We start from the raw sequence: 19,195 nt of genomic DNA, 5'->3' as shown, positions 1-19,195 counted from the left end.
CAATTACATGGCACGTTTCTTCCGTCGTCGTAAATTCTGCCGCTTCACCGCTGAAGACGTGAAAGAGATCGATTACAAAGATCTCAACACTCTGAAAGCCTACGTATCCGAGACCGGCAAAATCGTTCCAAGCCGCATCACCGGTACCAAAGCTCGTTATCAGCGTCAGCTGGCCACCGCTATCAAGCGCGCCCGCTTCCTGGCCCTGCTGGCCTACACCGACAGCCACGGCCGCTGAGACCGGGCAGTCGACACGTAGTAAGGGATTGAATGCATGCGCGCCTTAGCTGAGTTCATCATGCGCGGTCGTGTGCAGGCCACTGCTGTAGTGGCCGGATGTGCTGCATTGCCGCTGTTGTATTGGTTGGGTGCTGCCGCAGGAAGCCTTGTGCTGCTGCGGCGCGGTTTGAAGGATGCCTTGGGCGTCGTTGCCCTGGGATTGCTGCCGGCCTTGTTCTGGTGGCTGTACTCCTCAGATCCTCGCGCACTCATGGTGCTGCTGGGGTCTTCGGGCCTTGCGTTGGTTTTGCGCGCAAGCGAGTCCTGGAACCGCGTGCTGCTGGTCAGCATAGCGATGGGGTTGGTGTTTTCAGTGGTGTTGGGTGCGGCTTTCCGCCCTCAGATCGAAGGCTTGGCGCAGGAATTGATAAAAATCCTGCCGCTGGCCCTCGGGGATCTCTACCAGCAGTTCTCGGTAGAGGAGCGAGCGCGTCTCGCAGCACTGGTGGCACCGGTCCTGACCGGCCTGATTGCGGCATTGTTGCAGGTCGTCAGCTTGTTGAGCCTGATGCTTGGGCGTTATTGGCAGGCGTTGTTGTACAACCCGGGTGGTTTTGGTCGCGAGTTTCGCGCCATCCGAATCCCGCTGGGGCCGGCGATGTTGCTGCTGGCGTGCATGCTTGTGGGGCCGAACTTCGGTTCCCAGATGGCCATGTTGACGCCGTTGTGCAGCGTACCGTTGGTGTTCGCCGGGCTGGCCCTGATGCACGGGCTGGTGGCGCATAAGCGTCTGGCCAAGTTTTGGCTGGTGGGGTTGTACGTAACGCTGTTGCTGTTCATGCAGCTGATCTATCCGTTGCTCGTGGTGTTGGCCATTGTCGACAGCCTGATTGATTTTCGCGGTCGTTTGGCGCCGAAAGACGCCGATAGCGCGAACGGTGAAGGTTAAAAGTTAAGAGGATTTTCACATGCAACTGATCCTTCTGGAAAAAGTCGCCAACCTGGGCAACCTGGGCGACAAAGTAAATGTTAAGGCCGGCTACGGTCGTAACTACCTGCTGCCTTACGGCAAGGCTACCGCTGCGACCGCTGCCAACCTGGCTGCGTTCGAAGAGCGTCGCGCCGAGCTGGAAAAAGCAGCAGCGGACAAGAAAGCTTCGGCTGAAAGCCGTGCTGCCCAACTGGCTGAGCTGGAAGTGACTATCACTGCCACCGCTGGTGACGAAGGCAAGCTGTTCGGTTCGATCGGCACCCACGACATCGCTGATGCACTGACCGCCTCTGGCGTTGAAGTGGCAAAAAGCGAAGTTCGTCTGCCAAACGGCACCATCCGCAACGTTGGCGAATTCGACGTGGCCGTGCACCTGCACGCCGAAGTCGAAGCAACCGTACGCGTTGTTGTGGTGGCTGCTTAAGCAGCACGCAATCGTCTGGCACCTTGTGTGCTGGACGGTTAACATCGGGCACGATCCTGTTTACAGGTCGTGCCTTTTGTTTTTCTGCAGCTTCCGATTTTTCACCACCCCCAATTCCAAGTGGCCATGAACGATATCTCTGTTCCCGAGCAATACGATCTGCAAACCGCTGCCCTGAAGGTCCCGCCCCATTCCATCGAGGCCGAACAGGCCGTGCTCGGTGGCCTGATGCTGGACAACAACGCCTGGGAACGCGTGCTCGATCAAGTCTCGGACGGTGACTTCTATCGCCATGACCACCGCCTGATCTTCCGCGCCATTGCCAAGTTGGCGGACCAGAACTCACCGATAGACGTAGTGACCCTGGCCGAGCAACTGGACAAGGAAGGCCAGAGTGCCCAGGTCGGCGGCCTCGGTTATCTGGGTGAACTGGCGAAAAACACGCCGTCGGTCGCCAACATCAAGGCTTACGCACAGATCGTCCGTCAGCGCGCCACCCTGCGCCAGTTGATCGCCATCAGCACTGAAATCGCTGACAGTGCCTTCAACCCGGAAGGGCGCACCGCCGAGGAGATTCTCGACGAAGCCGAACGGCAGATTTTCCAGATCGCCGAGGCCCGGCCGAAAACCGGTGGCCCGGTCAGCGTCAACGACCTGCTGACCAAGGCCATCGACCGCATCGATACCCTGTTCAACACCGATAACGCCATCACGGGCCTGTCCACCGGTTACACCGACCTCGACGGCATGACCAGTGGCTTGCAGCCTTCGGACCTGATTATCGTCGCCGGTCGTCCGTCCATGGGTAAGACCACGTTCGCGATGAACCTGGTGGAAAACGCCGTGTTGCGCAGCGAGAAGGCGGTTTTGGTGTATTCCCTGGAGATGCCAGGCGAATCGCTGATTATGCGTATGTTGTCGTCCCTGGGGCGGATCGACCAAACCAAGGTCCGCGCCGGTCGCCTGGAGGATGACGACTGGCCGCGCCTGACCTCGGCGGTCAATCTACTCAACGACCGCAAGTTGTTCATCGACGATACCGCCGGCATCAGCCCTTCGGAGATGCGCGCCCGCACCCGGCGCCTGGTGCGTGAGCACGGCGACATCGGCCTCATCATGATCGACTACCTGCAATTGATGCAGATCCCGGGTTCGGGGGGCGACAACCGCACCAACGAAATTTCCGAGATCTCCCGCTCCCTCAAGGCCCTGGCCAAGGAGTTCAACTGCCCGGTGGTGGCCCTGTCCCAGCTCAACCGCTCCCTGGAGCAACGCCCCAACAAGCGCCCGATCAACTCCGACTTGCGTGAATCCGGCGCTATCGAGCAAGACGCCGACGTCATCATGTTCGTGTATCGCGACGAGGTGTATCACCCCGAGACCGAGCACAAGGGCATTGCCGAGATCATCATCGGCAAGCAGCGTAACGGCCCCATCGGCACGGCGCGCTTGGCGTTTATTGGCAAGTACACGCGCTTCGAGAACCTGGCGCCGGGCAGCTACAACTTTGACGACGAGTAACGCCTCTCTCACGGCGCTCGGGTCATGATCCGGCGGATCTGCTCCGAGGTGTAGCCATAGTCCCAGCGCAGCTCCGTTTCGGCGGGGATGTCCGTGAGGGTGAACAGCACGCTGATCTGCAAGCTCTGCGCCTCCTCTTGGCCACGGCTGGCCTTCACCGCGTAGCTCACCATATGGGCGTTGTAGCCTTGGCGGGCCTGGCGGGGCGAGCGGTTCCTGGGGAACTCGAACAGGGTGTTGATACGCGAAAGGATGTTGTCGCCCGACAAGTAATCGCCAGCACGCAAGCGTTCGCGAATCGCCCGTTTGTAAGGGGGCAGGTCTTCCACGTCGATCACAAAGGCATTGTTGCTCTGGTCGGCACGCCACCTGGGGATCAACCGCCCGCCATAAACCCCCAGAATTTCATCCTTGCGCAGGTCCCTGCGGGCCACCACTGTGTGTTGGCCGATCATCACCCGTTCTTGCGGGCTGCGCGCGTCGCTTTCGATAAAAGTGCGCACTTTCAGTTTTTCCTCATAGAGCTGTGCTACCCGTTCATACCCCTCGCGCTCCAGATAAGGCATCACCAGCTCCGTGGCGAAGCGTGGTTCGTCGTTCGGCGGGCGGATCTGGGTGATGTAGAGCGGTCGGTCATAGTTGTCGCGCAGTGGGTAGCGGCCATTGTTGACCCGGTCGTACTCCCCGATCTTGTTGGGTACGCCGTTGGTCGCCGAGCGTTGGCGCATGCGTGCCAGCTCTTGCGTCGTAAACGGCTCGGGCATGAGGTAGTCCGAAGCGGTGTAGAAGGTGCTGCTGCTCGGTTCCACCGCCCGGTAGCGCGAAGGACCGATACCGCCACCCAGCAAGCCGGCGTCTGTGGCGATTTCCCAGCCGCCGTCGGTCTTGGGGCGGATGTAGGGTTTGTAGGCGCGCCAGGGGTTGCGGGCGTCCACCAGTTGCCAGCCGGGGTTGGCGTTACGCACCTGGTAATACAGATTGTTTTCCTGCACGTAATGGTTGTAGCCACCCACATCCCGGCGGGGCTGCTCATAGATATTGTCTTCGCGCAGGGTCAGTCGTGGCGGGGTGGTGGGCACGGCGAACAGTTCATCGAAGCCCCCGCCAGGGCTGGCTGCGGCCGTATCCACCGCAGTGCTCGCTTGCATGTAGGCCACGGCATTTTTCACCCGTTGTTTCACGGTCGCGCGTAGGGCGTCGTGAATGACTCTGGGTTCGACTTGGGCCGTGCCGAACAGGGCGTTGCGATCGGCTTCGGGCAGGGCGCGGGCGAGGGTGGTGAACAGATCGGCGGGCGTCTGGCGTGGGGTATCGGCGACCACATAGGTGCTGGCGCTGCGGGAAAGGGTGAGGGTTTGAGTAGCGGTCTCATCGCCGACGCTACCCAGCAAACGGTTGTTGTGCAGGGCGTCGCGCATCTCCAGGCGCAGGTGCTGGGGCCAGCGGGGCAGTTGCTCCAGGCAAACAAACGCCAGCAGATCGCTGTCGGCGCTGTGCAGGGTGTCGAGGAACAGGCCTTCATAGGGCGCGCGTGCCAGCACCTCTTCGTGGTACTGCAGCGCTTCTTCGTGCATCAGCGGGTTTAGGCTTTCCTCGCGCACCAGGCGTTGCTGCTCAGGGTGGCCGAGGCTGAGGCTGAGGTCTTGCAGGTAGCTTTTGGGCAGGTCGGGCAGCAGTTGGCGCAGGGTTTTTTCGGTCGTGGTCTCCGGTTGCTCGGTGCCCTGGTAGAGCCGCGCGAATAAGGCCTTCTTGTATTCGAGGGCCTCTTCGTGAAGGCGCAAGGCCAGTCGGTCGGGGTTGCTGACGTAGGGCAAGTAGGTGTCGTCAATCAGGGCAAGGTAGGTGTCGGTGTCGAGTTGCTCTTCTAGGCATTGCAGCAATTGGCCGTTGCGCAAGCGGGCCAGCGGCACTTGAATCTCGCGCTCGCCTTGCGGCTCGGCGGCGGGTAGCGCGAGCAGGGTGTTGCCCGACGGGTCGAGCACTTTCACGCTGTGGCTGGCTGGCCATTCGGGCAGCAGGGTCACCAGGTGCAGTTGGATAAAGGGTGACTCAGGCGTCAGAGTTCGCCCTTCGGCCTGCGCCAGGTCGAAACCGTCGATGGCCCGTTCCAGGTTCAGGCGTTTCACGCTGTCGCGCAGCAGCGCGGGCGGGCGCATGCCTTCCTGATGCAACTGGCGCAGCGCGGGTTGGTCGATGCCGCTGATGAGCATGAGCGGCTCGACATCCTCGGCCTGGATATGGGCGGTGGTTGCCCCCAGGCGTTTTATCAACTTGAGGTTGTTCCATTCCTGCGGGCGCTCATGGGGCAGGCGCCAGCCGCCGGCGCCATTACTCAGCAGCGGCGGGCGGTAGGCGTCCGGGTCTTGGGGGTGCAGCAGTTGCCACTGGTTGCTGGCCGTGTCGAGTTGCGCCTGGTAGAGCTGGTCGTCCAGGCGCACGTAGTGACTGGCGTTGAACGCGTACAAACCGCGGCTATCGGCGGGCAGGGCGCCGGGCAACTGCAAGGTTTGCCGGTAAGGTGTCAGGTTCGGGTTCCAGAGGCGCCAGTTGCCGTTGCGCAATTTGACGCTGACCAGCTTGGCCACGGCCCCGCCGGCCTTGACCGCGCCCGCCGTAAATACCAGCGCTGCGGCTGTATCGGCCACGTCCAGCAGGTCGTTCAGGGCGGCGACACTGTCCCCGCGGCTCCAGAATTCGAACCCGTGGTACACCGAGTGGATGACTTCGGCGGCGGTCACCGCCAGCATCGCTTCGCCGACTACCGGCACGAAGGACAGGGCGAAGAACAACAGCGATTTGCCCAGGTCCTCATAGCCTTGCAGGCGTACTTCGCGGGCGGCCAGATCGGCGTCTGCTGAGGACACGGCGAGCACTTTGGCATCCTCCTTGATCTTGGCGATGTGCAGCGCGGCACTGGCACTCAGCACATCGCCTTGGATCAACTGGCGCGCCACAGGCTCGACGATGCTCGCCGGCTCGTTGATGAGGCGGGGGCCGTTGGGCCAGTGGGTGACCCATCGGTACGTGTGGGGCTTAAGGGTATAGAGGCGGCCGTGGTGGCGCTGGGGCACGAAGCGTTTGAAGAACGTCTCGTAACCCGGCTGTTCCAGGCGGTTGGCCAGCGCATCTTTCAGGGCCTGGAACGACGGGTACTGGTACAAGGGGCCGTAGGGGTCTTGGGGGATGTAGAGCACCTGCTCGGCGTCGATGTGTTTGTCGTAAATCACCAGAATGCCGGGCAGTGGCACGTTGTTGATGGTCAAGTGCGCGCAGCGCAGGTCGGGGTGTTCGCCGTTCGCTTGCAGAGTGATTAGCGATTCATACAGGCGTGGTGAGATGACCCCCTTGATCCTGGCGATATGGGCGGCCACCGCTAGGGCGTCCTGCTCGCAGCGGCGTAACACGGTCGCCGCGTCCGGCCCGCTGGTGGCGCTGAGCACGCTGTCCAGGTGCTCCTGGAAGCGCTGGCCCAGGTTCAGGCGTCGGCAGAACCCGGCGAACATGACCGGGGTGACGACGCTTTTTTCCTGTCTGCCGTGTTCGTCGGTGTACAGGCCGGAACCGGTTTCGAACCCGCCATCCTCAGCCTCTGCCGCGTCGAAATTCTGCAGGGCCGCTTCCAGCAGCGATTGTGTGGTGGTTTGCCGGTGGGTCTTTACCAGGCCCAGGATGTGGGTGGTTTTCCATTCGCGCACCAATGTGGTGCGGTCACTGTCCAGCAGGTCGAGGAACTCCTGGCGCAAGGCGTTCTTGAGCAGTGGGCTGGCAAACTCGACCGGGTTTTGCAGGGGGCTGAGCAGCTCGGCCATGTCATGCCGCGACTGGTTGCTGGCCAGCAGGCTGGTGCGCAGGGCGGCACGCAGGGGCGGTGTGGCTTGCTTGAGCCATGTCGGCAAGTGGTAGTGAATGAAGCGGGCGTGCTGGGGCAGGGCTTTTGCAACGGGAGAGGCGTCGTTCAAGTGGGTCACCGCAGGTCGGAATGAGTGGGCCATCGTTCGGGCCAGACTATTGCTCCGCTGCCTGCGCCTGCGTTGGATATCTAGTGCCATGGGCGGGGCAAAACAGGCGAGTGGGGCGCGAGGCGGTAAAGGCCGACCGTTGCGGTCGGAATTGGTCAAATTTTGTGCTATATTCCGCGCCCGCGATTTTTCATCTCAACACCGGTCACCGTCATGCAAACAGCCAAGCCGTTATTTGACTATCCCAAGTACTGGGCCGAATGCTTCGGTCCAGCGCCATTCCTGCCCATGAGCAGGGAGGAGATGGATCAGCTCGGCTGGGATTCATGCGACATCATCATCGTCACCGGTGATGCCTACGTCGACCATCCGTCCTTTGGCATGGCGATCATCGGCCGGCTCCTGGAATCCCAGGGGTTTCGCGTCGGGATCATTGCCCAGCCCAACTGGCAGTCCAAAGACGACTTCATGAAACTGGGCGAGCCGAACCTGTTCTTCGGCGTCGCGGCCGGCAACATGGACTCGATGATTAACCGCTACACGGCCGACAAGAAAATCCGCTCCGACGACGCCTACACCCCCGGCGGCATGGCGGGCAAGCGGCCGGACCGCGCCAGCCTGGTCTACAGCCAGCGCTGCAAGGAAGCCTACAAGAACGTGCCTATCGTGCTGGGCGGCATCGAGGCTTCGCTGCGCCGCATCGCCCACTACGACTACTGGCAGGACCGGGTGCGCAACTCGATCCTGATCGACGCCAGCGCCGACATCCTGCTGTACGGCAACGCCGAGCGGGCCATTGTCGAAGTTGCCCAGCGCTTGTCCTACGGGCACAAGATCGAAGACATCACCGACGTGCGCGGCACCGCGTTCATCCGCCGTGACACCCCGGCAGGCTGGTACGAGGTGGATTCCACCCGCATCGACCGCCCGGGCCGGGTCGACAAGATCATCAACCCCTACGTCAACACCCAGGACACCCAGGCCTGCGCCATCGAGCAGGAAAAAGGCCCGGTCGAAGACCCGAGCGAAGCCAAGGTTGTGCAGCTGCTGGCCAGCCCGAAGATGACCCGCGACAAGACCGTGATCCGCCTGCCCTCCGTGGAAAAAGTGCGCAACGACGCGGTGCTCTACGCCCACGCCAACCGCGTGCTGCACCTGGAAACCAACCCGGGTAACGCCCGCGCCTTGGTGCAGAAGCATGGCGAAGTGGACGTCTGGTTCAACCCGCCGCCCATTCCCATGACCACCGATGAAATGGACTACGTGTTCGGCATGCCTTACGCCCGCGTTCCGCACCCGGCGTACGGCAAGGAGAAAATCCCCGCCTACGACATGATCCGCTTCTCGGTGAACATCATGCGCGGCTGCTTCGGCGGCTGTACCTTCTGCTCCATCACCGAGCACGAAGGGCGGATCATCCAGAACCGCTCCGAAGAGTCGATCATTCGCGAGATCGAAGAAATTCGCGACAAAGTCCCTGGTTTTACCGGCGTGATCTCCGACCTCGGCGGCCCGACCGCGAACATGTACCGCATCGCCTGCAAGAGCCCGGAAATCGAATCTGCGTGCCGCAAGCCGTCCTGCGTGTTCCCCGGCATCTGCCCGAACCTGAACACCGACCACTCGTCGCTGATCCAGCTGTACCGCAGCGCCCGTGCGTTGCCGGGGGTGAAGAAGATCCTCATCGCCTCGGGGCTGCGCTACGACCTGGCGGTGGAATCGCCCGAGTACGTCAAAGAGCTGGTGACCCACCACGTGGGTGGCTACTTGAAGATCGCCCCGGAACACACCGAGGAAGGGCCGCTCAACCAGATGATGAAACCGGGCATCGGCACCTACGACCGGTTCAAGCGCATGTTCGAGAAGTACACCAAGGAGGCAGGCAAGGAGCAGTACCTGATTCCGTACTTCATCGCCGCCCACCCCGGCACCACCGACGAAGACATGATGAACCTGGCCCTATGGCTCAAGGGCAACGGTTTCCGCGCCGACCAGGTGCAGGCGTTCTACCCCTCGCCCATGGCCACCGCCACCGCCATGTACCACTCGGGCAAGAACCCGCTGCGCAAGGTCACCTACAAGAGCGACAGCGTGACCATCGTCAAGAGCGAGGAACAGCGCCGCTTGCACAAGGCGTTCCTGCGCTACCACGACCCCAAGGGCTGGCCGATGCTGCGCGAAGCCTTGACCCGCATGGGCCGTGCCGACCTGATCGGGCCGGGCAAGAACCAGTTGATCCCGCTGCACCAACCGGCCACCGACAGCTACCAGAGTGCCCGGCGCAAGAACTCCACGCCGGCGGGCAGCCATAAAGTGGCCCAGGAAAAAACCACCAAGATCCTCACCCAGCACACCGGCCTGCCGCCGCGTGCCAGTGACGGCGGCAATGCCTGGGACAAGCGCGAACAGGCCAAGGCCGCCGCGTTCGCCCGCAACCAGCAGGCCGCCAAGGAACGCAAGGACGCGGCCAAGGGCAAGGGCCCCAAACCTGCGCGCAAACCGGTCGTGCCGCGCTAAGCGCCAGCGCCTGTGGATAGAACGCCAGCCTTCGGGCTGGCGTTTTGCGTTGGGGGCATCGCGAGCAGGGCTCGCCACATTTATGTGCGCCCGCCACCTGCACAAATCCTGCATTGCGCGGTTTTGGTGCTGTACTGCGTTGAGCAAATGGAGAAAGCGCCGAGGATGCCGGGTGGCATAACTCTTGCGCGCTTTCAAAGACGCCCAAGGCTCGCAGGAGGCACGCCGTGTCGATTCATGTCGCATTGCACCATGTCACGCATTACCGCTACGACCGCGCCGTCGAGCTCGGCCCGCAGATCGTTCGCCTGCGCCCGGCGCCCCACAGCCGCACGCGGGTGCTGTCCTATGGCCTGAAGGTGTGGCCCGAGCAGCACTTCATCAACTGGCAACAAGACCCCCAGGGCAATTACCTGGCGCGGTTGGTGTTCCCGGAAAAAACCGCTGAACTGCGCATCGAGGTCGACCTGCTGGCGGAAATGGCGGTGTTCAACCCCTTCGACTTCTTCCTTGAGCCCTACGCGGAAAAAATCCCCTTCAGCTACGGCGCCGATGAACGCAAGGAGCTGGCGCCGTACCTGGCAACCCTGCCCCTGACCCCAGCCTTCAAGGCCTACCTGGACGGCATCGACCGCACACCGCTGCCGGCCGTGGACTTTCTGGTGGCCCTCAACCAGCGCCTGAGCAACGACATCCGCTACCTGATCCGCATGGAGCCGGGGGTGCAAACCCCCGAGTACACCCTGGCGCACGCCAGCGGCTCGTGCCGCGACTCGGCCTGGTTGCTGGTGCAACTGCTGCGCAACCTGGGGCTGGCGGCGCGGTTCGTGTCCGGCTACCTGATCCAGCTCACCGCCGACGTCAAAGCCCTGGACGGCCCGTCCGGCACCGAGGTGGACTTCACCGACCTGCACGCCTGGTGCGAGGTGTACCTGCCCGGCGCAGGCTGGATCGGCCTGGACGCCACCTCCGGGCTGTTTGCCGGGGAAGGGCATATCCCGTTGGCCTGTAGCCCCGATCCGTCTTCGGCGGCACCCATCAGTGGCCTGGTGGAACCGAGCAAGTGCGAGTTCAGCCACGAAATGTCCGTGGAGCGGATTTGGGAAGCGCCGCGGGTCACCCAGCCCTACACCGACGACCAGTGGCTGGCGATCCAGGCCCTGGGCCGGCAGATCGATGCCGACCTGGCGGCCGGCGACGTGCGCCTGACCATGGGCGGCGAGCCGACCTTCGTCTCCATCGACGACCCCGATGGCGCCGAGTGGAACACCACCGCGCTGGGTCCGGCCAAGCGCCGGCTCTCGGCCGAGTTGTTCCAGCGCCTGCGCAAACGCTATGGGCCCCAGGGGCTGGTGCATTTCGGCCAGGGCAAGTGGTATCCCGGTGAGCCGCTGCCGCGCTGGTCGCTGAACCTGTACTGGCGGCGTGACGGCGTGCCGCTGTGGCACAACCAGGCGCTGATCGCCGACGAGCAGCAAGACTACGGCGCCGATGGCGAACTGGCCGGGCGTTTTCTGGCCAGCGTCGCCGAACGCCTGAAGTTGCCCAGCCGCTTCGTGTTCCCGGCCTATGAAGACCACGTCTATTACCTGTGGCGCGAAGGCGCCTTGCCCGTCAATGTGCGCGCCGAAGATTCGCGCCTGGAGGATGAACTGGAGCGTGCGCGCTTGCGCAAAGTGTTCAGCCATGGCCTGGGCAAGATCATCGGCCAGGTCTTGCCGCTGGCGCGCACTGCCAGTGGCGAGCAGTGGCAAAGCGGCCGCTGGTTTTTGCGCGACCACGATTGCCGCTTGGTGCCGGGAGATTCGCCCCTGGGCTACCGCTTGCCCTTGGCCTCGCAACCCTGGGTGAGCGCCGCCGAATACCCCTTCGTCCACCCGCGCGACCCCAACCAGGAACTGCCCGAGCTGCCCGCCAACCGCGCGCCGGGGGAACCGGCCGTGGCCAACGAGCGCGTGCCCGAGGTGGATGAATCCGCCCACTGGCTGACCCGCACCGCCCTGTGCGCCGAGGCGCGGGAGGGCCGCTTGTACCTGTTCATGCCGCCGCTGGAGCGGCTCGAGGATTACCTGGAGCTGGTCAGCGCCATCGAGGCCAGCGCCCAGGCGCTGCATTGCCCGATCCTCCTTGAAGGCTACGAACCGCCCGCCGACCCGCGCCTGAGCAACCTGCGCATCACCCCCGACCCTGGCGTGATCGAGGTCAACGTGCAGCCGTCCGCCACCTGGGACGAGTTGGTGGAGCGTACTGAATTCCTCTACGAAGAGGCCCGGCAGACGCGCCTGAGCAGCGAAAAATTCATGATCGACGGGCGCCACACCGGCACTGGCGGCGGCAATCACTTCGTTCTCGGCGGTGCCACGCCGGCCGACTCGCCGTTCCTGCGCCGCCCCGACCTGCTGCGCAGCCTGATTAGCTACTGGCACAACCACCCGTCGCTGTCGTACCTGTTTTCCGGCCTGTTTATCGGGCCTACGTCCCAGGCACCACGGGTAGACGAGGCGCGCAACGACAGCCTGTATGAGCTGGAAATCGCCTTCGCACAGATGCCCGCGCCGGGTGAGGACTGCCCGCCCTGGCGAGTAGACCGCTTGCTGCGCAACCTGCTGATCGACGTCACCGGCAACACCCACCGCGCCGAGTTCTGCATCGACAAGCTCTACTCCCCGGACGGCGCCACCGGGCGCCTGGGCCTGCTGGAGTTACGCGCCTTCGAGATGCCGCCCCATGCGCGCATGAGCCTGGCCCAGCAGTTGCTGCTGCGGGCGCTGGTGGCGCGGTTCTGGCGCCAGCCCTACGCCCCGGCCAAATTGGCGCGTTGGGGCACGGAGCTGCATGACCGCTTCATGCTGGCGCACTTTATCGAGCAGGACTTCGCCGATGTCATCGTCGAACTCAACGCCGCCGGCTATGCCCTGCGCGCCGAGTGGTTCGCCGCGCACCTGGAATTCCGCTTCCCCAAGGTTGGCGACTACGCGGTCGGCGGCGTCGAGCTGGAGCTGCGCCAGGCCCTGGAGCCTTGGCATGTGCTGGGCGAGGAGGGCGCGGCGGGCGGCGCGGTGCGTTACGTCGATTCGTCCCTGGAGCGCTTGCAGGTCAAGCTCAAGGGCCTGGCGCCGGACCGCTACACGCTGACCTGCAACGGCATCCAGGTGCCGCTGCACGCCACCGGGCGCATCGGCGAGTTCGTCGCCGGGGTGAGGTTTCGCGCCTGGCAACCGGCCAATTGCCTGCACCCCACCATCGCGGCCCACGCGCCGCTGGTCTTTGACCTGTTCGACACCTGGATGCAGCGCTCCCTGGGCGGCTGCCAATACCACGTCGCCCACCCGGGCGGGCGCAACTACGACAGCCTGCCGGTAAACGCCAACGAAGCCGAGAGCCGACGCATGGCGCGGTTCTTCCGCCTGGGCCACAGCCCCGGGCCGTGGACGGCGACGCCGCCGGTTATCAACAACGAACTGCCCATGACCCTGGATTTGCGCCGCTTTGACCACACCGCGCAGTAAGCGCGGGTGTACCTGTTTGCAGATCAACCTGAATTTTTGCCCGAGCCTGCCATGCCAGACCTGCTAGACCGCTACCCGTTGTCGCCCGGCACCTACCACGAACTGCTCGACGCAAGCGGCGCGGTGCGGGCCCATTGGCGGCGCCTGTTCGACCAGTTGCAGCGCAGCACCCCGGCGCAACTGGCCCAACGCCAGGCCTTGCTGGCGCGGCAGATCCACGAAAACGGCGTGACCTACAACGTCTACGCCGACCCCAAGGGCGCCGACCGGCCCTGGGAGCTGGACCTGCTGCCCCACGTGATCGCCGCCGAAGAGTGGCCGCAACTGAGTGCCGGCATCGCCCAGCGTGCGCGCCTGCTCAACGCGGTGCTGGCCGACCTCTACGGCCCGCAACGGCTGATAGCCCAAGGGCTGTTGCCGGCTGAACTGGTGTTCGGCCACAACAACTTCCTTTGGCCTTGCCAGGGCATCGCGCCCCCCGATGGCACGTTCCTGCACCTGTATGCCGTGGACCTGGCGCGCACCCCGGACGGCCGCTGGTGGGTCACCGCCGACCGTACCCAGGCCCCGTCCGGCGCCGGTTATGCCCTGGAGAACCGCACCATCGTCTCCCGCGCCTTCCCCGAGTTGTACCGCGACTTGCAGGTGCAGCACCTGGCCGGGTTCTTCCGCACCTTGCAAGAAACCCTGGCGCGCCAGGCTCCCGGCGCCGAGGACGAGCCGCCGTTGGTGGTGCTGCTGACGCCCGGGCGCTTCAACGAGAGTTACTTCGAGCACCTGTACCTGGCGCGCCAACTCGGCTACCCGTTGGTGGAGGGCGGCGACCTGACGGTGCGCGACGCCACGGTGTACCTCAAGACCCTCAATGGCCTGCGCCGAGTCCACGCGATCATGCGGCGCCTGGACGACGACTTCTGCGACCCGCTGGAGCTGCGCACCGACTCGGCCCTGGGCGTGCCGGGGTTGCTCGACGCGGTGCGCCAGGGCCGGGTGCTGGTGGCCAATGCCTTGGGCAGCGGCGTGTTGGAATCTCCGGGGTTATTGGGTTTTTTACCGAAGATCAGCGAATTTCTCTTCGGCGAAGAACTGATCTTGCCGTCCATCGCCACTTGGTGGTGCGGCGAGGCGCCGGTGCTGGCCCAGGCCCTGGAGAAACTCCCGGACCTGCTGATAAAACCGGCGTTCCCGTCCCAGAGCTTCGCCCCGGTGGTGGGCCGCGACCTCAGCACGGCCGAACGCGAAGCCTTGATCGAACGCATGCGAGCGCGGCCCTACGCCTACGTTGCCCAGGAAGTGGCGCAGCTGTCCCAGGCGCCGGTGTGGCAGGCCGATGGCGGGCAGTTGCAACCGCGTGCCATCGGCATGCGCGCCTATGCCGTGGCCAGCGCCGAGGGTTATCGGGTGCTGCCCGGTGGCCTGACCCGGGTGGCGGCGCAGGCCCACGCCCAAGTGGTGTCGATGCAGCGCGGCGGCGCCAGCAAGGACACCTGGGTGCTCGGAGACCGCGCACCCGCCGGCGAGCAATGGAAAACCCAGCGCACCCTGGGCGTGCACGATCTGGTGCGGCGCGACCCCTACCTGCCCTCGCGGGTGGTGGAAAACCTGTTCTGGTTCGGCCGCTACTGCGAGCGCTGCGACGACAGTGCGCGGCTGCTGCGCATCATGCTTACCCGCTACGTGGACGGCGACGACCCCCAGGCCCTGCAAGCGGCAGTCGACCTGGGCGAACGCCTGTTGCTGCTGCCCGACGAGGGCGAACTGCCTGAGCGCTTGCTGGCAGCGATGCTAGGGGACGACTGGGCCTGTAGCCTGCGCGCCAACCTGCAACGCTTGCAATGGGCGGCCTCGCAGGTGCGCGGCAAGCTCTCGCGGGAGAACTGGCAAGCGCTGGTGGAGTTACAGCGCGAAGCCCTGGAGCTGGAAACCGACGAGCCGGACTTCGGCGAACTGATGGATTTTCTCAACCGTTTGGTGATGTCTCTGGCGGCGCTGTCCGGTTTTGCCTTGGACGACATGACCCGCGACGAAGGCTGGCGGTTTCTGATGATCGGCCGGCGCCTGGAGCGTTTGCAGTTTCTGGGCAACAGCCTGGCGGCGTTCCTGCGCGGCGCCGGGGCGCAAGACCAAGCGGCGCTGGAATGGTTGTTGGAATTGGGCAACAGCAGCATCACCTACCGCTCGCGCTACCTGGCGGTGGCGCAGTTGATCCCGGTACTCGACCTGTTGTTGCTGGACGAACAGAACCCCCACGCGCTGCTATTCCAGCTCAAATTGGTGGCGCGTACCCTCAAACGCCTGAACGACGACTTCGGCGCGCCCCGCGACAGCGTCCTGCCGGGGTTGATCGAACGGCTGGCGCGTTTTGACCTGGGTTGCCTGGAAAACCCGCTGTTCGGTGAAACCAGCGTGCGCGCGGCCCTGGACGGCTTGGCCGAACTGCTGCAGAGCATCGCCGACGCCAGCGGCCAGGTGTCCGATCGCCTGGCCTTGCGCCACTTTGCCCACGTCGATGATGTCAGCCAGCAAACGGTGTCCGTGTGATGAGCGCCCACTACCAGATCCTCCACGACACCCACTACCGCTACGACAGCCCGGTGTCGTTGGCCCAGCAACTGGCTCACCTGTGGCCCCGTGAATGCCCGTGGCAGCGCTGCACCGAGCAGCAATTGCAGGTCAGCCCGCCACCCTCGACGCGCCGCGATGAGCTGGACGTGTTCGGCAACCCCTTGACGCGCCTGGCGTTCGAGCGGCCCCACGATAAGTTGCAGGTCAACGCGCGGCTCAGCGTCGAGGTGCTGGCGCGGGCGGCGCTGGACTTCAACCAATCGCCGCCCTGGGAGCAGGTTCGCGACGGCCTCGCCTACAGCGGGCGCCCCCTCGCCGCGCCGGCGTTGCAGGCCTGCCGCTACCGGTTCGAGTCGCCTTATGTGCACCTCAAGCGCAGCTTCGTCGAGTTCTCGGCCAGTTGCTTCGCGCCGGGGCGCCCGCTGTTGCTGGGGGTGCGGGCATTGATGGAAAAGATTTTTTGCGAGTTCACCTTCGACGCCGAAGCGACCCAGGTGGCGACGCCCCTGGTGGAGGTGTTGGAGCGGCGGCGCGGGGTGTGCCAGGACTTCGCCCACCTGATGCTGGCGTGCCTGCGTTCGCGGGGGCTGGCGGCGCGCTACGTCAGCGGTTACCTGCTGACCCAGCCACCGCCCGGCCAGCCACGGCTGATCGGCGCCGATGCGTCCCATGCGTGGGTGTCGGTGTATTGCCCGCAACTGGGCTGGGTGGATTTCGACCCGACCAACAACGTGCAACCGGCGCTGGAACACATCACCCTGGCCTGGGGCCGGGATTTTTCCGATGTGTCGCCGTTGCGTGGGGTCATTCTGGGGGGCGGCAACCACGACCCGGAGGTGCGGGTGACCGTGATGCCAGTGCCGTAAGTAGCAAGTGGGCTAGCCCGCGCGGGAGGCGAGGCGCCCCTAAAGCACTCGTTCAAGTTACGCAGTTACATCGTTGTTGTCGGTTTTTGGGCTCCTACGCACCCCGGGGCGGGCGAACCCGCTTCCTACCTACGGGAGCGGGGTTTCTTCTGTGTCGGCGTCGGGGGCATCCACTTCACCCTCGGCATCCGGGTTCAGGGCGGCGGCCTCTTCATCGGCGGCGGCTTTCTTGCGTTGTAGCTTTTCCTCTTTCTTCTGCTCTTTGGCCAGGTCTCGCTGACGTTTGGCGAAGGAGTAATTAGGTTTTGCCATGGGCGATCCTCTGGGGTCGAAGGTGAGGTTGAGCGGCGCGTATTCTGCCCGTAAACGAGGCACAAGGGTTAGCCGGGTTTTTGTCCGGCCCACTTTGGCAGTGCCACCGGTTGCCAGGCATCCAGCGCATCGAGCAGGGTGGCCGGCGATTCGCCGTCCTGCAGCATGGCACGGTGCTGCTCGCGCACGAAGCCTTCGCCGACGACGTGATCGAGAAAAACGATGGGTTTCTTGTAGAAACCGTTCCCTTGCCGCAGCCCCAGGGTTTTGCCGTGGTCGCCGAGCGGGCCCTGTGCTGCACCCCCAACCGGCGTGAGCGAAGTGCCTGACGTTCGGGGCGTGAGCGCCTTAGCCGTGGCGTGACGGCGTTTCACAGGTGCCGCTGGCGCCACAGGCGTAGGCGGCGAGCAAACTGCATAACAGGCTATTGAGGGGCATCACAAGCGCTCCAGAGAGGAAGGAAAGGCCCGATTGTGGGCGCCTGCAGCACTAATGGCCGTTTGATTGTGTGTATCGCTGCCATAGCCCGAAAGTTGTAGACCGCTCGTTGATACAGGTCATAGGAACTTTTTGCTATTTAAGGCAATCTGGGGTGATAAGCGTTTTCGTTAACCCTGCCTTGGAGATTCACCATGTTTGCAAAACTCGTTGCGGTTTCCCTGCTGACACTGGCCAGCGGCCAATTGTTGGCTGCAGAGTGCAAGGTCACTGTCGATTCCACCGACCAGATGTCCTTCAACACCAAGGAAATCACCATCGACAAGAGCTGCAAGACCTTCACCGTGGAACTGACCCACTCCGGTGCCTTGCCGAAAAACGTCATGGGCCACAACCTGGTCGTGACCAAGACTGCTGACATGGCAGGCGTTGCCACCGACGGCATGAGCGCCGGCCTGGACAAGAACTACCTGAAGGAAGGCGATGCTCGTGTGATCGCGCACACCAAGATCATCGGTGCTGGCGAGACAGACTCGCTGACCATCGACGTGTCGAAACTGACCGATGCGGGCGGTTACTCGTTCTTCTGCTCGTTCCCAGGCCACAACTCGATGATGAAAGGCGCCATTGTCCTGAAGTGATTCAGGCCCCGGCTGCAAAAAAAACGCCCTCAGGGGCTAATGCCAGTCAGTTAAGCTGACTGGCATTTTTATTTCTGATCGGATACTCCGGGGGTATCAAGCCTGATGGCCAGGGCTAAACGCATTCCTCTCGTCTAATTTGCAGCAGCCAAAGTTCAAGCGAGAGGGCTCAACTGATCGGCATTAGCCCGCATTCTGCTGATGAGCAAGCAGCGCTAAAGCGTTGCCTGAAACGGTTCCTCGCAGACAACACGTTCGGCTTCGGGATCACTAATGACCAGGTGTCGCACTCAGGCTTCGGGCGCTCTTGATTGTGAGCCGTGTTCTTCATAGGCAGCGGCAGCAGCTCTGGCGAATGCTACATATTCGTTTTGTTGACGCTTATCCTCTTCATCGAAATCGGGGTACTCGCCTACATTCATGGGGGCTGTTCGTTGATAGGGATCATTGATCGGGATTTGGCACTCGGCTTCAACTTCACTCGGCCAGCGAGGTTCGCGACAAGTGCTTAAGGCAAGCCAACGAAAAAAACCATACAGCATGCTGAATAAGAACATCTTTATAGACTGATAGCCGTCAAACCAACTAATAACCAGCAACATACAATTGCGAAAGGTCGGCCGAGTCGAGATCGATAAGGCAAGGGGTGGATAAGGCAAGGCCGCTGGTGATTCTTCCATATACAAGCGAAGCGCTTCCCAGTGCTGCAGGATTCCTGCATGGCTTTCACAATACTGGCCGACGGCGAAGGTATAACGCACGATACCGTCGTCATCCAGCACATGACCGCGCAGCTCATAAATATAATGCCCCACATCACGACCCCGCCCGACACACCAATGGACCTTATCCCAATCCAGGGTCATGACACCGTTCTTTTTATTGTGCCGAAAGAGGTAGACCTTGCGATTTATTCGATTGAAGCGAATGGGGTAATGGGTATAACAGAAAAAGTCTTTTGCTAGAGCAAAAAAAAATATCGCAACTACTAACAGAAGACATAACATAGTGGCATACCAGCCTGCAATTATATGAGCTAGCGAAGCAATACTTTCACCTTGGGGAGGGGTATATATTTTCGAGCCAAACAAAATCAAAAAATACACGGCGGTTGCAGGATCTGAGTGCAACACGGTTATTGAATTGAAGCGGGAGCATCATGCCGCATCACCACGGCTTCTTGCATCACTTCGCCCATCACCTCGATCGGGCATTTGAAGTCGAAGCGTTTGC

12 protein-coding genes and 1 pseudogene are annotated in these 19,195 nt (G+C 63.0%); 9 read left to right on the top strand and 4 right to left on the bottom strand.

Annotated elements, in window-relative coordinates; translation table 11 throughout:
* Positions 1 to 7 precede the first annotated feature (7 nt).
* From rpsR to dnaB, 4 genes are all read left to right on the top strand, one after another.
* Positions 8 to 238 (top strand): 30S ribosomal protein S18, encoded by a 231-nt coding sequence (rpsR, locus tag AC19YR_RS13965; RefSeq protein ID WP_002551829.1) that lies wholly within the window; start codon positions 8 to 10, stop codon positions 236 to 238.
* A gap of 36 nt (positions 239 to 274) precedes the next feature.
* Positions 275 to 1,168, top strand: a complete 894-nt coding sequence (locus tag AC19YR_RS13960) for a YybS family protein (protein WP_095109365.1) — start codon at positions 275 to 277, stop codon at positions 1,166 to 1,168.
* Positions 1,169 to 1,187: 19 nt separating this feature from the next.
* Entirely contained in the window at positions 1,188 to 1,634 is a 447-nt protein-coding gene (gene rplI, locus AC19YR_RS13955; protein ID WP_027617542.1) for a 50S ribosomal protein L9, read from the top strand.
* Between the two features lie 126 nt (positions 1,635 to 1,760).
* Positions 1,761 to 3,155 carry a replicative DNA helicase gene (gene dnaB, locus AC19YR_RS13950; protein ID WP_095109516.1) on the top strand — a complete coding sequence of 465 codons (1,395 nt, stop codon included), beginning with the start codon at positions 1,761 to 1,763 and terminating at the stop codon, positions 3,153 to 3,155.
* Between the two features lie 8 nt (positions 3,156 to 3,163).
* Here dnaB and AC19YR_RS13945 read toward each other — a convergent pair whose 3' ends face one another.
* Positions 3,164 to 7,147, bottom strand: a complete 3,984-nt coding sequence (locus AC19YR_RS13945; protein ID WP_500598886.1) for a dermonecrotic toxin domain-containing protein — start codon at positions 7,145 to 7,147, stop codon at positions 3,164 to 3,166.
* 180 nt (positions 7,148 to 7,327) lie between these two features.
* Here AC19YR_RS13945 and AC19YR_RS13940 point away from each other — a divergent pair, with 180 nt between their 5' ends.
* The 4 genes from AC19YR_RS13940 to AC19YR_RS13925 all read left to right on the top strand — a co-directional run bounded on the left by AC19YR_RS13940 (position 7,328) and on the right by AC19YR_RS13925 (position 16,571).
* Complete coding sequence (locus tag AC19YR_RS13940; protein ID WP_095109367.1) at positions 7,328 to 9,631, top strand: YgiQ family radical SAM protein; 2,304 nt, start codon at positions 7,328 to 7,330, stop codon at positions 9,629 to 9,631.
* Positions 9,632 to 9,858: 227 nt separating this feature from the next.
* Positions 9,859 to 13,140 (top strand): transglutaminase family protein, encoded by a 3,282-nt coding sequence (locus AC19YR_RS13935; protein ID WP_500598885.1) that lies wholly within the window; start codon positions 9,859 to 9,861, stop codon positions 13,138 to 13,140.
* A 51-nt stretch (positions 13,141 to 13,191) separates the two neighbouring features.
* Positions 13,192 to 15,681: a circularly permuted type 2 ATP-grasp protein gene (locus AC19YR_RS13930; RefSeq protein ID WP_095109369.1), complete on the top strand. Its 2,490-nt coding sequence runs from the start codon at positions 13,192 to 13,194 to the stop codon at positions 15,679 to 15,681.
* A complete protein-coding gene (locus tag AC19YR_RS13925) occupies positions 15,681 to 16,571 on the top strand; it encodes a transglutaminase family protein (RefSeq protein ID WP_500598883.1) in 891 nt (296 codons plus the stop codon). The genes AC19YR_RS13930 and AC19YR_RS13925 overlap by 1 nt, the downstream gene beginning before the upstream one ends.
* Positions 16,572 to 16,700: 129 nt before the next feature.
* Here the strand turns inward: AC19YR_RS13925 and AC19YR_RS13920 are convergent, their stop codons facing one another.
* Positions 16,701 to 16,883 (bottom strand): hypothetical protein, encoded by a 183-nt coding sequence (locus AC19YR_RS13920; protein ID WP_095109371.1) that lies wholly within the window; start codon positions 16,881 to 16,883, stop codon positions 16,701 to 16,703.
* Between the two features lie 68 nt (positions 16,884 to 16,951).
* A pseudogene (locus AC19YR_RS13915) lies at positions 16,952 to 17,173 on the bottom strand (TIGR00730 family Rossman fold protein); the annotation flags it as partial.
* A 342-nt stretch (positions 17,174 to 17,515) separates the two neighbouring features.
* Here AC19YR_RS13915 and azu point away from each other — a divergent pair.
* Positions 17,516 to 17,962 carry an azurin gene (gene azu / locus AC19YR_RS13910; protein WP_095109372.1) on the top strand — a complete coding sequence of 149 codons (447 nt, stop codon included), beginning with the start codon at positions 17,516 to 17,518 and terminating at the stop codon, positions 17,960 to 17,962.
* 290 nt (positions 17,963 to 18,252) lie between these two features.
* On the opposite strand, the gene AC19YR_RS13905 is transcribed toward azu, so the two are convergent.
* Positions 18,253 to 18,969 (bottom strand): DUF6708 domain-containing protein, encoded by a 717-nt coding sequence (locus AC19YR_RS13905; protein ID WP_500598946.1) that lies wholly within the window; start codon positions 18,967 to 18,969, stop codon positions 18,253 to 18,255.
* Between the last annotated feature and the right edge of the window lie 226 nt (positions 18,970 to 19,195).

The organism is Pseudomonas sp. MF08817, from assembly GCF_059862705.1.
The sequence above is the reverse complement of the archived record's forward strand: the minus strand, read 5'-3'. Positions and strand labels throughout refer to the sequence as shown.